This window comes from Pseudomonas sp. NFPP28 (genome assembly GCF_900115535.1).
In the GTDB taxonomy this organism is placed as follows: domain Bacteria; phylum Pseudomonadota; class Gammaproteobacteria; order Pseudomonadales; family Pseudomonadaceae; genus Aquipseudomonas; species Aquipseudomonas extremorientalis.
In genome coordinates, this window is sequence record NZ_FOWT01000001.1 from 792,757 (window position 1) to 806,566 (window position 13,810).

Below are 13,810 nucleotides of genomic sequence, written 5' to 3' on the forward strand. Positions count from 1 at the left end.
GGCATTCTCAACGGTAGACGCTCAGCGCCAGGGCGCCGAACAGGCAGACGAACAGGCTCAGGCGCAGCAACGCCGGGTGCCAGAAAAAACGGTACAGGTCGAACCCGGCCAGGAAGCGATCCACACCCCAGGCCAGCCCCGCCGCGATCAGGAACATCAGGGTCATGGTCGGCATATAGATGCCGTGGAAGGCGATTTCACGGGGCATGCGCAGTTCCTTTAAAGGCAGCGAGTGGCGATTGCGGGTCGAGCAATGAAGTGCGGATAAAGTGCAGGTAGCTTTTCACCCGGCGCAGGGCCGACGTGTCGAAGTGCGGGGCGAAGGGTTCGTCGGTAGCCTGTACGCGGCTGATCGCATGGTCGACGGCGATGAGGCCGCGCTCCAGGTTGCTCGCGCTGGGTTGCAGGAACAGCCGCACCAGCGAGCGGCCCATCACGCGGATCGCCTGGCGCCACGGCTGGGACTCGGCGTACGCCGGGTGCACCGGAAGGATCGCCTGTTCCTTGCGCAGCTCAATGATCGCGTGACCGACTTCCAGCACCACGAACATCCAGCGCAGCAGGTCGCGCTGCACTTGCGGCTGGCCGACGGCGAGGCCGTAGGCCTGGTGCAGCAGGTCGCGGGTGCGGCTTTCAAAACTCGAGGCCAGGCCCTTGAGCTTGCCGCTGATCGCATACACCACCTGTTCGCGCAGGTCCTGCTCCAGGCGGCGCCACAACCAGCGGCTGTTGGGCGGCAGGATGATCGCCCCCGCCGCCGCGCACACCAGCATGCCGATGACCATGGCGATGTAGTCGTTGATAAAGGTGTAGGGGTTGTAGACCGTGAGGTTATCCGGCACCGAACCGGTGCTGAAGAAGATCAACAGGCCTACCCCGACACCCGCGTATTGCGGACGTGAAGCGAGAAACGCGCCGAAGATGATCACCGGCGCAAGCATCACGCACAGCAGCGGGAAACCGTCGATCCAGGGGAACACGAAGAACATTTCGACAAAGCCCACCACCGCACCGAGCAACGTGCCGCAGGCCATCTGGAACGCCATGCGCTTAGGGTTCGGCGTGGCGGCGGACAGGCCCACGGTGGCGGCGGCGATCAGGGTCATGGTCGCACCGCTGGGCCAGGCGGTGGCGACCCAGTAACTGCCGAGCACAATCAAGATAAACGACGCGCGAATCCCCGAGGCGACGCAAGCCAACCAGTTGGTCTTCGGGATAAAGGTTTCGTCCCACTGCTCGCGCGCATGGCTGTGATCGGCCAGGGACGCGTGGGTTTGCGCGTAGTTGTGCAGGTCGTCGACGAAACGGTAGAGCAACTCGTAGGCGGTGTGGAAATCCAGCTGCTCGGCTTCGGTGGGATCGCCTTCCTGAAAGGCCGCGCGCAGGCTACGGACCTTGGCGGGCAAGCTGTCCTTGTAGGCACTCAGTTGATTGACCAGGCGCGCCGCGTCAGGGCTGGTGAGCGCACGGCCAGAAAAACCATCGAGCACTTCGGCGAGGTCTTGCAGGCCGGGTTTGATCGCCGCGACAACATGGTCGGCGGCATCGCTGCGCAGGCGCTCGAGCAACTGGTGCAAGGCATTGAAGCGCGTGGTAAGGCTCATGAACTCGCTGTTGAGGCGACTGAGCCGACCATTGCGCCGGCGCATGTGCGGGTCTTCAAACACCGTGACACTGCGCAGCCCTTCCAGGCCCACGGCCTCGGCGATGAAGCGCACGTTGCTGGCCTCGAACCCTTCACGCTGGCTGCGTCCGCGCAGGCCATCGGTGACGAACAGCGCGAACACCCCAAAGCGCTGGTACAAGGCATTGCGCATGGCGGCACTGGAGGTTTGCGGCAGGATCGCGGCGCTGACCAGCGTGGCGCACAGAATCCCCAGGGAGATTTCCAGCACCCGCCACACCGCTGCCATGAAAGCACCGTCCGGATGCGCCAGCGCAGGCAGGCCGACCATCGCCGCCGTGTAGCCGGCCAGCACGAAACCATAGGCGCGAAAGTTACGATTGCGCGTGGCACCAGCGGTGCACATGCCCACCCAGATCGCCAAGGCACCAAGGAACAACTCGGTGTTCTGCGCAAACAAGGCGATCAGCAGCACCATCACCGCCGACCCCGCCAGAGTGCCGAGGAAGCGATAGAAGCTCTTGGCGAACACCTGGCCGCTTTGCGGTTGCATCACGATAAACACGGTGATCATCGCCGTACGCGGTTGCGGCAACTCCAGGCGCATGGCCAACCACAGCGTGAGGAACGCGGCGGCCAGCACCTTGAAGATATACACCCAGGTCACGCCATCGCTGCGTACCCAGTCGAAAAAACCACGGCGCCACTCAAGGGCATGCAGCCAGCGCAGCGGTGCAGGCAAGGGAGTCATCAAATCCTACTCAGTGATCGAACACGGCCAGTGCCGTCGGGGTCTTGCTCGGGAGGGTCTTGGCGTCTTGCGGTACGTCGCTGCCAGCACCGAGGCCGCCGCCCAGGGCGGTGACCAGTTCGGCGTGGGCACTCAGGCGGGCGGCCTGCACCTGTTGCTGCACCTGCTGCTGGCGGAACAACAACGTCTGCGCATTCAGCACATTGAGGTAGTCGGTGAGGCCGCGCTGGTAGGCGATCATCGCGATGTCGTAGGTTTTCTGCGCCGAGGCCACCGACTGCGCGGCGAAGGACGCTTGTTTGTCCATGGACTCGCGACGGATCAACTGGTCGCTGATGCCTTTGAGCGCGTTGACCAGGGTCTGGTTGTACTTGGCGACCGCGATGTCATAACCGGCGCTGGCTTCACCCAATTGCGCACGCAGGCGCCCGCCGTCGAAGATTGGCAAGGTGATCGCCGGACCGACGTTGTAGTTGAATTTCTTGCCCGCCAGGAACTCCAGCATGCCGCCACCGGTGGCCATGTAGCCGAGGCTGCCGACCAGGTCCACGTTGGGATAAAAACCGGCGTGGGCCACGTCGATGCCACGGGCCTGGGCCGCAACTTGCCAGCGGCTGGCGACCACGTCCGGGCGTTGGCCGAGCAATTGCGCAGGCAGTCGCGACGGCAGTTTCAGGGGCGCGGCGAGAGACAGGGTCGGGCGTTGCAATGTCGCGCCCTCCCCCGGCCCCTTGCCCGCCAGCGCTGCGAGTTGGTTGCGGCTCAGGGCGATCTCTTCGTCCAGGGCGTCCAGTTGGCGATGGGTTTCCGGCAACGGCGTTTCGGCCTGGCTGACATCAAAGTGGGTGCCGATCCCGGCGTTCAGGCGTTTGTTGGCCAGGTCGAGAATCTGCTGCTGTTGCGCCAAGGTGGCCGCGACGATATCGCGATTGGCGTACTGCAACGACAGCTGGATATAGGCGCGCACCACGTTGTTCTGCAATTCGAGCTGGGCCTGGCGCGCTTCGGCGGCGCTCATGTGCGCCAGGTCGACGGCACGTTCGCTGGCATTGCTTTCACGGCCCCACAGGTCGAGGGCGTAGCTCAGGCCCAGGGACGCATTGTTATCCCATGTGTTGGCACCGCTCAGCTCGCCCGGCCCGTAGAATTGATCCTTCGGCCAATTGTGACGCTTGAGGGTAGTGTCGCTATTGATCTGCAACGACTCGGCCGACTCGGCAACCCCCGCCATGGCCCGTGCTTCACGCACCCGTGCAACGGCCATGACCATGCTTGGGCTGTTTTCGGTAGCGAGGGCGACCCAGCGGTTCAGTTGGGGATCGCCGTAGGCTTGCCACCAGTGTGCGGTGGGCCAGTGGGCGTCTTGCGCGGCGCTCTGGATGGCGTCGTCGGTAGCCAGGTTATTGGCGTTGAGGGACTGGCCTTGAGGGGCTACTCCTCCGGTTCCGATGCAGCCGCTGATTGCGAACGATAAAGCCCAAACACTGAGAGTCTTGAGCTCTCTGCTGATGCGACGCGGCACTGCTGTGAATTCCTGAGAGGGTGTTGCGGGGAGAGGTGGCGCAATTCTAGGGGGCGGCATGGGGAACGATAAGCTGGCATTCCTGTGAATCTTTGTTACCGTTCAGACGATAATCCGAGCTGGCTCCAAGGATGTAGGGCTATTTATCCCGGCACAGGGACATTCTCCCTACAGCGCGGTGCGCTGCCAGCAAGCACACTAACGAGCATTCCACCCTCTGGAGTGCCCGAATGTTTTCAGTCCTCAACGCACGCCCTTTCGAAGCAGCCATATCCGCCCCTGCACAACAGACCGCTGACGTTCTGCGCAGGCAGCTACACCTCTCGCCAGCACCACTGCAACCCGGCATGCGCCCCCTGGAGCGTGATGTGTGCTGGATTGCGGACAGCGTCCTGGAAAAGCTGATCCCGCTTGCAGACGATCATCGCGATCGAGCGTCAATAGAGGCGCTTCACCACAAGCTGTCCAGCCGAGAGCCGAGCCTTGAGGTGTCGGTAGAGGCATTACCGGACTTTTACGCGTTTTTCAAAAAGGCCGAACACCTGCTTCGCCGGCACCGCACCTCCAGGGACCCGGACATCGAGGCCGACTATGCACTGTGTCGAGCCCTCAAATGGCAGTTCCGGGCAGCCGTCAGTGCTGGCAAACATCTGCGCCTGACGCAAAAGTTATTACCGGCACTCGCCTATGTCCGCAATGGCGGCGAACGCAGCAACCACCGTCATATCGGCTACAACGTTGCATTGGAACCAACGCAACAGACGCGTGCCGGGCCGCAGCTGGCAGCCGACTCCCGCCTGGAGGTCTGCGCCGACCAGCGCATCAGAAGCACGCGCGCCATCAGCCTGCAGGCACAGTTGAAGTCATCGATCGAGAAGCTGTTCCAGACCCACAGCCAACTCGGTATCGGCTATGTTTCGGCTCGCGAATACGAAAACCTGGAACAGTACGCCGATGCGCGCAGCCATTCCGTTCGCACCTCGCTAAGCGAGAGTATCCGTCGCACTGTGAAGAACCTGCCCAGCTTGTTGCGTGATAGCTACAACCTGCAGAAACACCTGGCCTACTCAGCGCTGAGCCAACCCTATGTCAGGGCGGCATTGGCCGACGCAGGCCTGACCGATGTTGAGCTGCCCAGCGTGAGAAACACGTCCCAACCGGTGATCACCGAACGCGGCTTCGCGTTGACGGCCCATAACAAGTCGACGGTGAATGTCTTCAGTGCTCTGCAGGTGAAAACCACGATAAAGCCAACCCTGCAACGCACTCACCGACACATCACCCTGGATATCCTGAGCCTGTATGAAACGGCGCCGGAGTTGGCGCATCGTCGCCTGGCCTCGCACAAGCACTACAACGACGACCCCCTGGCACTGTTGGCCGACATGAAAAACCACATAGACGCCACCAGCAAACAATTCACCCGGCAGGTCTGCACACCCGTGCCAGCGTCCGAGCTGAACGCCACTCGCCACGCCAGCAACAAACAGGCCCAATCATTGCTGGAGCGCTATGTACTGCTCAAGGCACAGTCGCGCATCGATAGGCCGCTGGAGAATGAAATGTACACGCTGATCCAGCGTCACCCTGCTCAGCTGCGCCCCGATGCGCTGAAAGTCTACAAGCTGACCGCCATCGCCCAGATACAGAGTTTCTCTGCCGGGGTAGCGGCCTCGTCACAGGGCGGGGCGGGCAAAGGCGTGACCATTGAAGTCAGCCAACGCAAGCTCGATGACCCGCACCTGAGCGGTGATTACCTGACAATCGATATTGCCCCTTTAGAATCCCGGCAAGTCGTCAAGGAAATGCTGGACCAAGCACTTGATACCATTGGCGAGCAGACATTCGGCTGGGGACACCTGGTCCGCTCGATCAGCGAATCGCTGCCTGATCCCGCCAGACCGTGGTCCACCCAAGTGCTGGTAAAGATAAAGCACGGCCAACCGGTGGTGCTCTATACCCGTCATACGGAGGACAAAGACCGCAATCTGGTACTGCCGCAACAGGTTGAACAGTTCAGCGTCATCGAGGCGCAGTCGTTGCGCACCCGGCAAACCTTGCACAAAGAACGGTTAGGCAGCGACTCACTGGATCATCTGCTGCCAATCGCCCGCCGCTACCTGGAAAACCCCGATGAGAAGCCGGGCTGGGACGATTACGTAGAGCGGCACGCCGATGACTTTCATGCATTGCTCGACACCCTGGGCCGGCAGGCCCACGGTACGTCGCTGACCGCGGAGATTGACGCACTCAAACGCATCAGTCCGGTACTCGCCCGGGCCGCCGAAACCCTGATACAGCGCGCCCACGCCGCCCTCGACGTACCTACCGGTGAAAACCGCGCCCGCGCACAGGCGGCATTCAATCACTTGCTACAGGAATACATGCCGCACTATAGGGCGAAAGTCAGTGAGGCCTGGACGTTGTCCTGACTCTTCGCCACCCATGTCGGGAGGGGACAGCGCCCAGCGGATACACACCTGCGCGCAACTTCATGTCACAATTTGGCATCTCCCTTGAGAACACTCCATGGACACTTTGCAAAACATGCGCGCCTTCAGTTGCGTGGCCGAAGCCGGCAGCTTCACCGCCGCCGCGGTGCAACTGGATACCACCACTGCCAATGTGTCGCGCGCGGTCTCCAACCTTGAGGCCCATCTGCAAACCCGCTTGTTGAACCGCACCACTCGGCGCATTGCACTGACCGAGGCGGGTAAACGTTACCTGTTGCGCTGCGAACAGATCCTGGCCTATGTCGAAGAAGCCGAAGCCGAGGCCAGTGACGCCCATGCGCGCCCCGCCGGGCAATTGAAAGTGCACACCATGACCGGCATCGGCCAGCATTTCGTCATCGACGCCATCGCTCGCTATCGCCGCACCCATCCGGACGTGACCTTCGACCTGACCCTGGCCAACCGTGTGCCGGACCTGCTCGACGAAGGCTATGACGTGTCCATCGTGCTGGCCAGCGAACTGCCGGACTCGGGCTTCGTGTCCCAGCGCCTGGGCATCACCTACAGCATCGCCTGTGCCTCGCCGGATTACGTCAAGGCCAAGGGCTGCGCCCATCGCCCCAATGACCTGCTCAACCATGCCTGCCTGCGCCTGGTCAGCCCGGTGATCCAGCTCGACAAGTGGACCTTCAACGGCCCCGAAGGCCAGGAAAGCGTGGCGATCAATACCTCGCCGTTCCTGGTGAACTCGGCCGACGCGATGAAAACCGCGATCACCAGCGGCATGGGCATTGGCCTATTGCCGGTGTACGCGGCCATCGAGGGCCTGCGCAACGGCACCCTGGTGCGGGTCATGCCCAACTACCGTTCCCAGGAATTGAACCTGTACGCCATCTATCCCTCGCGCCAATACCTGGATGCGAAAATCAAGACCTGGGTGGAATACCTGCGCGGCTCGCTGCCGGAGATTCTGGCGGCGCACCAGGCGGAACTGGTGGCGTATGAATTGAGTGGCAGCCTTAGCGGTGCACGCCTGGCGAACTGATCTCTCCCAGGTGATACAGATCAGATGTGGGAGGGAGCTTGCTCCCGATAGCGGTGCGTCAGTCACCAGATGTGTTGACCGGTCCACTGCCATCGGGGGCAAGCCCCCTCCCACACTTGGTCCGGTGCTCACATGGATACATGTGACGTCCTGACAACTGTCGGCAGGAATGTTAGCGTGCTTGGCATTCTCCCGTAGTCGATGAGCCCGCCTGCAATGAAAAAGACTGTCCTCGCCTTCAGCCGCGTCACCCCGGCAATGATCGAACGCCTGCAACAGGATTTCGAGGTGATCGCGCCCAACCCCAAGCTGGGTGACATCAACGCTCAATTCAATGAAGCCCTGCCCCACGCCCACGGCCTGATCGGTGTGGGCCGCAAGCTGGGGCGCGAGCAGTTGCAAGGCGCAAGCAAGCTGGAAGTGGTGTCCAGCGTGTCGGTGGGTTACGACAACTACGATGTGGCGTACTTCAACGAGCGCGGAATCATGCTCACCAACACCCCGGATGTGCTCACCGAAAGCACCGCCGACCTGGCCTTCGCCCTGCTGATGAGCAGCGCTCGCCGGGTGGCCGAGCTGGACGCCTGGACCAAGGCCGGCCAGTGGAAAGCCAGTGTCGGCGCGCCGTTGTTCGGTTGCGATGTGCACGGCAAGACCCTGGGCATCGTCGGCATGGGCAATATCGGCGCGGCCGTGGCCCGGCGTGGCCGCCTGGGTTTCAACATGCCGATCCTCTACAGCGGCAACAGCCGCAAGCCGGCGCTGGAGCAGGAGTTGGGCGCACAGTTGCGCAGCCTGGACGCGCTGCTGGCCGAGGCGGATTTCGTGTGCCTGGTGGTGCCGTTGAGCGACAAGACCCGGCACCTGATCAGCACCCGCGAGTTGGGGCTGATGAAGTCCAGCGCGATCCTGATCAATATTTCCCGCGGCCCGGTGGTAGACGAACCGGCGCTGATCGAAGCCCTGCAAAGCCAGCGTATCCGTGGTGCCGGCCTGGATGTGTATGAGCAAGAGCCACTGGCCGAATCGCCGCTGTTCCAACTGAGCAATGCCGTGACCCTGCCGCACATCGGCTCGGCCACCCATGAAACCCGCGAAGCCATGGCCAACCGTGCCCTGGACAACCTGCGCAGCGCCCTGCTGGGCCAGCGTCCGCAGGACCTGGTGAATCCTCAGGTGTGGAAGGAATGATTTTAGCGGCCCATGCCCCTAAAGCATGGGCCGCTCAAGTCGATAACCTTCCATAGATCGTCATCCCTGATCCACAGAAGGTTTTTATGCCCACCACCAAAGCCCGCGCAGACTCACTCTCGCTTCTGCTCTTTACCTTGCGCAGCGGCAAGCTGATGGCGATCAACCTGCTGAAAGTCAGCGAAATCATCCCATGCCCGCCGCTGACCAAGCTGCCGGAGTCCCACCCGCATGTGAAAGGCATCGCCACCCTGCGCGGCAACTCGCTGGCGGTGATCGACCTGAGCCGCGCCCTCGGCGAAATGCCCCTGGCAGACCCGGACGGTGGCTGCCTGATCGTCACCGACGTGAGCCGCTCCAAACAGGGGTTGCATGTGCAGGCGGTGAGCAAGATCGTGCATTGCCTGACCACCGACATCCGTCCGCCGCCCTACGGCTCCGGCGGTAACCGTGCGTTTATCACCGGAGTGACCCAGGTGGAAGGCGGCCTGGTGCAGGTGCTGGATATCGAAAAAGTCATCCATGGCATCGCACCGGCGCCAATCGAAGCGGCGCCCACCGACTTGACCATGGAAGAGGCCGAAGTGCTGGGCAATGCGCGCATCCTGGTGGTGGACGACAGCCAGGTCGCGCTGCAGCAATCGGTACACACCTTGCGCAACCTCGGCCTCACTTGCCATACCGCACGCAGCGCCAAGGAAGCCATCGATGTGCTGCTGGAGCTGCAAGGCACAGCCGAGCAGATCAATGTGGTGGTGTCGGACATCGAGATGTCGGAAATGGACGGCTACGCCCTCACCCGCACCCTGCGCGAAACCCCGGACTTCCAGCACCTCTATATCTTGCTGCACACCTCCCTGGACAGCGCGATGAACAGCGAAAAAGCCCGGCTGGCCGGCGCCGATGCGGTGCTCACCAAGTTCTCTTCGCCCGAGTTGACCAAGTGCCTGGTAGTGGCCGCTCAAACCGTGGCGCAAAAAGGCCTGTGAGCGAATACTTCCAACTGCTGCGCCGCGACCTCACCGGCAGCCTGCCTGCCCCGCTGTGGCCCGCGGATACACAGTTGGATCATTATCGTGACGAGCTTGCACCAGCGATTCATGCGGTATTGCGCCTGACCCAGGACCAGGGCGGCGGCCGCGTTCCCCACCTGGAAACCTGGCAGCGCCAATTCACCACCGACGCCGAGTTCGACCCCACGCTGTGCCTGGTGGCGAGCAACCACGAAGGCATTCTCGCCGTCGCGCAATGCTGGACCAGCGCATTCATCAAGAACCTCTCCGTTCACCCTTGCGCCCAGGGCCAGGGGCTGGGCCGCGCCTTGTTGCTGCACAGCTTCCAGGTGTTCAAGCAGCGCGGCGAGCCCTATGTGGACCTCAAGGTATTGGAAAGCAACCTGCGCGCTCGGCAGTTGTATGAGAGCGCAGGCATGAGATTTGTCCTACGCGATGTAGTGACAGAGGACTGACAGGCACTGGCGTGCAACTTGCTTCCACAGAGACAAAACGGTGAACAGAGGTAAAAACCCGTCACCGTTCTTGCGTGCCCTCTGACCTAGCCTGGTGACAGATCCGCCATGAACACTCGATTTTCCTGCGTAGGTTGCGGCAAATGCTGCTCCGATCATCACGTGCCCCTGACCCTCGAAGAAGCCCGCCAGTGGGCGGCAGACGGCGGCAGCGTCATCGTCCTGGTGGAAGGTTTCCTCGGTAATGGCCTGGGCCTGCCCCTGCAACAACGCGAACATGCCGAACGCCGTTCGGTGGTCGTGCCCAGCGGCAACACCGAGGCGTTTGTGGCAATCACCTTTGCCGCCTACAACGCCGGCCCCTGCCGGAATCTTGACGAGGACAACCGCTGCCGTATCTATGAGCGTCGCCCGCTGGTGTGCCGCATCTACCCGATGGAGATCAATCCGCATATCCCGTTGAACCCCGCCGCCAAGGATTGCCCACCGGAGTCATGGGAACAGGGGCCGGAATTGATCGTGGGCGGCCAGCTGATGGACCCTGAACTGGCGCAGTTGATCCAGCGCTCACGTCAGGCCGACCGTGATGATGTGCAGACCAAGGAAGCGGTGTGCGCCTTGCTCGGCATTCGCACTACAGCGCTCAAGGGCGATGGGTTTACCGCTTACCTGCCGGACATGGGCGCGTTTGCCCAAGCGATCGAGTTGGCGGTGGGTCAGCCGTCCGTGGCCAATGAATGGGTGTTCCATGTGTCGGGAATGGACATCGCCGAGCAAGTGCTGGATGCCGGGGCGCAGATTGCCACCGAAGTGCCGGCCAACTATGCGTTTATCTCGTTGCGCGCGGCCTAGACCAGAACTCCCGCGCCAACTGCCGTAGATCCTCCGCCAGTGCGGCCACATCGCTTGAACTGAGCCGGCTCTGCTGCCCAGCACTGACGGTGGCCTCCCCGGCATCACGGATGCCGACGATGTTGCGATTGATGTCCTCGCTCACCGTGCTCTGCTCCTCCACGGCGGTTGCAATCTGCTGGCTCATGGCGGTGATTTGTGTGACACGCTGGCTGATGCCATCCAGTGCGGCGGCGGCCCGCTGCGCCTGTTTGACGCTGGCGTCGACATACTCGCCACTGTGCGCCATGGCCTGCACCGCGTCCCGTGCGCCGCCTTGCAGGGTGCTGATCATGCGCTGGATTTCATCGGTCGATTGCTGGGTGCGCTGGGCCAGGCCGCGCACTTCATCGGCCACCACCGCAAACCCGCGCCCCTGCTCACCGGCCCGCGCCGCTTCGATAGCCGCGTTCAGGGCCAGCAGGTTGGTCTGCTCGGCAATCGTGCGGATCACTTCCAGCACGCTGCTGATTTCACCGCTGTGGTTTTCCAACTGGTGGATAACCTCCGTGGCCCGCACCAGCTCCTGGGACAAGCGCAACACCGCATCACGACTTTCATCCACACGCAGGTGACCTTCACGGGTTTCGTTGCCGGCCTGGTCGGCCGCCTTGGACGCCTGCTGGGCATGGTTGGCCATTTCGGCCACGCTGGCGGCCATCTGGTGAATGGCTGCCGCCACCTGGTCGGTCCGGGTCTGCTGGCCAAGGCTGCTGGCGTGACTGTTGTCGAGGTGCTGCACCAACCGTGCAGCGTGGCCGGAGAGGCGCTGGGAGGCATCGTCGATACGCCCTACCACTGCGCCGACCTGGGCTTCGAGCATGTGCAGGGCGAACTCGATCTGCCCGCACTCGTCGCGGCGCTCGGTGTAGATCGCCTGGCTCAGCGGGTTGTCGGCCACCCGGCGCGCGCGCTTTTGCAGTTCAGCCAAGGGCCGCAACATCAGCCGCACGCCAGCCGCCCCCACCGCACAGCCCGACACCAACGCCAGTAACTGCCAGACCGGCGCGGAGTCCGTCAGGCCCAAGCCCAAGGCCCAGGTCACCGCGCAAGTGGCGATGACCCATGCCGACAATTTCACACCCATGCCGACGACCGGCCAGGACAGCCGCTTGCCCGCTCGCAAACGCGCATACATCCGCTCCGCCACCGCGATCCTGCGCGCATCCGGCTTGATACGCACCGATTGATACTCCACGGTCGCGCCCTCTCGGGTCACCGGCGTGGCATACGCGCTGACCCAATAGTGGTCACCGTTTTTGCAGCGGTTTTTCACCATGCCCATCCACGACCGGCCGCTCTTGAGGGTTTGCCACATATGGGCGAATGCCTCGGCCGGCATGTCCGGATGCCGCAGGATGTTGTGCGGCGCCCCCAGCAGCTCGTCACAGCTGTAGCCGCTGATATCGATGAAGTCCTGGTTGGCGTAGGTAATCGCGCTGGTCAGGTCGGTGGTCGAAAGGATGTTGGCGTCGGGGGCAAAGTCCACATTCCGACCGGTGACCGGCAGATTGATCTTCATGGAGAAGCGCGCTCGTGATTGTTGGGGGAGTCGGCAGGGCGTCGACTCTAAGCGCACCGAGGGGGCAAATACTGATCCAGCTCATGTTCCGCGCAATTAATTAGCCATCACGGCCGGTCCAGATGATAAGGCGCGACGATCCGCTGGTATTCGCCATTGTGCTTGAGCTGTTCAAGCGCACGATTCAGCTCGACACGCAGCGCCGTGTCGGTATTGCGCAGCGCAATCGCAACACCATTGCCTAACAGCTCAGCACAAACGGCGGGCCCCAGAAAGTCGAAATCCTGGCCGACAGCCGTGTCGAGCAGGGCCTCGCGAATTTCCACAGTGCCCTGCAGGGTCGCATCGATATCGCCTGCCACCAGGCTGCGGACCAGCTCGTCGTTGAGCCAGAAACTCTTGATAATCACGCCTTCGCGCGCCCATTGCGAACGAACAAAGGCTTCGCGATTACTGCCCAGCAATACGCCCACTCGCTTGCCCTTGAGCGATCTTGGTGTCGGCATCAGGCCCGAGCTTCGACGGGCGACAAGACGCGTGGTAAAGGGGTAGAGGTTGTCGGTAAAACTGACCCAACGCCGGCGCAGGGGTGTAGGGGCAATGCCCATGATCGCATCGAATTGCCGCGCTTCAAGACGTCCGAAGTTTTCGACCAGCACCTGGTCGACCCAGGTACAGCGAACATTCAACTGCTGGCAAAGGGCGTTGCCCAACTCGATATTCAAGCCGACCAACTGCCCTTGCGGGTTGCGGCTCTGGAAGGGGGGAAATTGCGCGGCAACGGCGAAGCGGATTTCGCGTCGAGGTTGATCAAGGCCTGCAACGGCATCCACCGCAAGCAACAGGACAAACGCTACACAAAGGTGTATCAGGGCCACAGGAAACGTCCTTTTCCGGAAAGAGCGCCCTCCGCTGCTCCCTGTGGAAAAACCAGGGGTGCAGCGGAAGCTGTGCAAGCTTTCAAGAAACGGTCGTGGGCCTACAAGAAGAAATAGCGACTGGAGCTGTAGGCAACATCCCGCAAATATTACAGTGGATTAATCTTAACGTTTACCCATGGAACGGCGGGTGCCCGGTGGCGCCATGCCCGGGGTCTTGGTGTGGCCATTCTTGGCACCGTTCTTGTACCAGGGCTGGGCGGCATTCTTGGCCCCGGCCAACTCACCCGGCTTGAAGGGGAATTTGAACGCCGGGATCTCGGCTTTTTCAACGCCTTCGGCGCTGGCCGGATCGACGAGGTCGGCCGCTTCAACAGGGGGTTGTGTCGGGGAAGTCATGGAAGCTCCGGAGCGTGCAAGAAATGACGCGGGGCCGGCTTGCGGGCCACGCTGGCGCGCAGTATA

12 protein-coding genes are annotated in these 13,810 nt (G+C 62.2%); 6 read left to right on the forward strand and 6 right to left on the reverse strand.

Going from position 1 to position 13,810, the window contains the following annotated elements:
• Positions 1 to 7: 7 nt before the first annotated feature.
• The 3 genes from BM110_RS03740 to BM110_RS03750 are packed head-to-tail and all read right to left on the reverse strand — an operon-like array spanning position 8 to position 3,897.
• On the reverse strand, positions 8 to 208 hold the full coding sequence (locus BM110_RS03740; RefSeq protein ID WP_071488550.1) for a DUF1656 domain-containing protein: 201 nt from the start codon (positions 206 to 208) through the stop codon (positions 8 to 10).
• Positions 198 to 2,375: an FUSC family protein gene (locus tag BM110_RS03745; RefSeq protein ID WP_093512429.1), complete on the reverse strand. Its 2,178-nt coding sequence runs from the start codon at positions 2,373 to 2,375 to the stop codon at positions 198 to 200. The genes BM110_RS03740 and BM110_RS03745 overlap by 11 nt, the downstream gene beginning before the upstream one ends.
• A gap of 10 nt (positions 2,376 to 2,385) precedes the next feature.
• A complete protein-coding gene (locus BM110_RS03750; RefSeq protein ID WP_093512431.1) occupies positions 2,386 to 3,897 on the reverse strand; it encodes an efflux transporter outer membrane subunit in 1,512 nt (503 codons plus the stop codon).
• Positions 3,898 to 4,127: 230 nt separating this feature from the next.
• Here BM110_RS03750 and BM110_RS03755 point away from each other — a divergent pair, with 230 nt between their 5' ends.
• The 6 genes from BM110_RS03755 (at position 4,128) to BM110_RS03780 (ending at position 10,906) form a co-directional block, all read left to right on the forward strand.
• A complete protein-coding gene (locus tag BM110_RS03755; RefSeq protein WP_139217558.1) occupies positions 4,128 to 6,329 on the forward strand; it encodes a hypothetical protein in 2,202 nt (733 codons plus the stop codon).
• Between the two features lie 97 nt (positions 6,330 to 6,426).
• On the forward strand, positions 6,427 to 7,395 hold the full coding sequence (locus BM110_RS03760; protein WP_058422937.1) for a LysR family transcriptional regulator: 969 nt from the start codon (positions 6,427 to 6,429) through the stop codon (positions 7,393 to 7,395).
• A 216-nt stretch (positions 7,396 to 7,611) separates the two neighbouring features.
• The gene (locus tag BM110_RS03765) at positions 7,612 to 8,586 is read left to right on the forward strand and encodes a 2-hydroxyacid dehydrogenase (RefSeq protein WP_092240809.1); all 975 of its coding nucleotides are present in this window, start codon (positions 7,612 to 7,614) and stop codon (positions 8,584 to 8,586) included.
• Positions 8,587 to 8,672: 86 nt separating this feature from the next.
• Positions 8,673 to 9,575, forward strand: a complete 903-nt coding sequence (locus BM110_RS03770) for a chemotaxis protein CheV (RefSeq protein WP_071491200.1) — start codon at positions 8,673 to 8,675, stop codon at positions 9,573 to 9,575.
• The gene (locus BM110_RS03775) at positions 9,572 to 10,054 is read left to right on the forward strand and encodes a GNAT family N-acetyltransferase (protein WP_093512436.1); all 483 of its coding nucleotides are present in this window, start codon (positions 9,572 to 9,574) and stop codon (positions 10,052 to 10,054) included. Before BM110_RS03770 ends, BM110_RS03775 begins: the two co-directional genes overlap by 4 nt.
• A gap of 108 nt (positions 10,055 to 10,162) precedes the next feature.
• The gene (locus BM110_RS03780; protein WP_092240805.1) at positions 10,163 to 10,906 is read left to right on the forward strand and encodes a YkgJ family cysteine cluster protein; all 744 of its coding nucleotides are present in this window, start codon (positions 10,163 to 10,165) and stop codon (positions 10,904 to 10,906) included.
• On the opposite strand, the gene BM110_RS03785 is transcribed toward BM110_RS03780, so the two are convergent.
• From BM110_RS03785 to BM110_RS03795, 3 genes are all read right to left on the reverse strand, one after another.
• Positions 10,884 to 12,467: a methyl-accepting chemotaxis protein gene (locus tag BM110_RS03785; RefSeq protein WP_093512438.1), complete on the reverse strand. Its 1,584-nt coding sequence runs from the start codon at positions 12,465 to 12,467 to the stop codon at positions 10,884 to 10,886. The genes BM110_RS03780 and BM110_RS03785 overlap by 23 nt on opposite strands.
• A 107-nt stretch (positions 12,468 to 12,574) precedes the next feature.
• Positions 12,575 to 13,345: a transporter substrate-binding domain-containing protein gene (locus BM110_RS03790; RefSeq protein ID WP_092240801.1), complete on the reverse strand. Its 771-nt coding sequence runs from the start codon at positions 13,343 to 13,345 to the stop codon at positions 12,575 to 12,577.
• Positions 13,346 to 13,510: 165 nt separating this feature from the next.
• Entirely contained in the window at positions 13,511 to 13,744 is a 234-nt protein-coding gene (locus tag BM110_RS03795) for a hypothetical protein (RefSeq protein WP_010213018.1), read from the reverse strand.
• Between the last annotated feature and the right edge of the window lie 66 nt (positions 13,745 to 13,810).

Excerpts from the sequence above, each read along its gene's own strand:
- BM110_RS03740 (WP_071488550.1), bottom strand. The coding sequence starts at position 208 with ATGCCCCGTGAAATCGCCTTCCACGGCATCTATATGCCGACCATGACC.
- BM110_RS03745 (WP_093512429.1), bottom strand. The coding sequence starts at position 2,375 with ATGACTCCCTTGCCTGCACCGCTGCGCTGGCTGCATGCCCTTGAGTGG.
- BM110_RS03755 (WP_139217558.1), top strand. The coding sequence starts at position 4,128 with ATGTTTTCAGTCCTCAACGCACGCCCTTTCGAAGCAGCCATATCCGCC.
- BM110_RS03760 (WP_058422937.1), top strand. The coding sequence starts at position 6,427 with ATGGACACTTTGCAAAACATGCGCGCCTTCAGTTGCGTGGCCGAAGCC.
- BM110_RS03765 (WP_092240809.1), top strand. The coding sequence starts at position 7,612 with ATGAAAAAGACTGTCCTCGCCTTCAGCCGCGTCACCCCGGCAATGATC.
- BM110_RS03770 (WP_071491200.1), top strand. The coding sequence starts at position 8,673 with ATGCCCACCACCAAAGCCCGCGCAGACTCACTCTCGCTTCTGCTCTTT.
- BM110_RS03780 (WP_092240805.1), top strand. The coding sequence starts at position 10,163 with ATGAACACTCGATTTTCCTGCGTAGGTTGCGGCAAATGCTGCTCCGAT.
- BM110_RS03785 (WP_093512438.1), bottom strand. The coding sequence starts at position 12,467 with ATGAAGATCAATCTGCCGGTCACCGGTCGGAATGTGGACTTTGCCCCC.
- BM110_RS03795 (WP_010213018.1), bottom strand. The coding sequence starts at position 13,744 with ATGACTTCCCCGACACAACCCCCTGTTGAAGCGGCCGACCTCGTCGAT.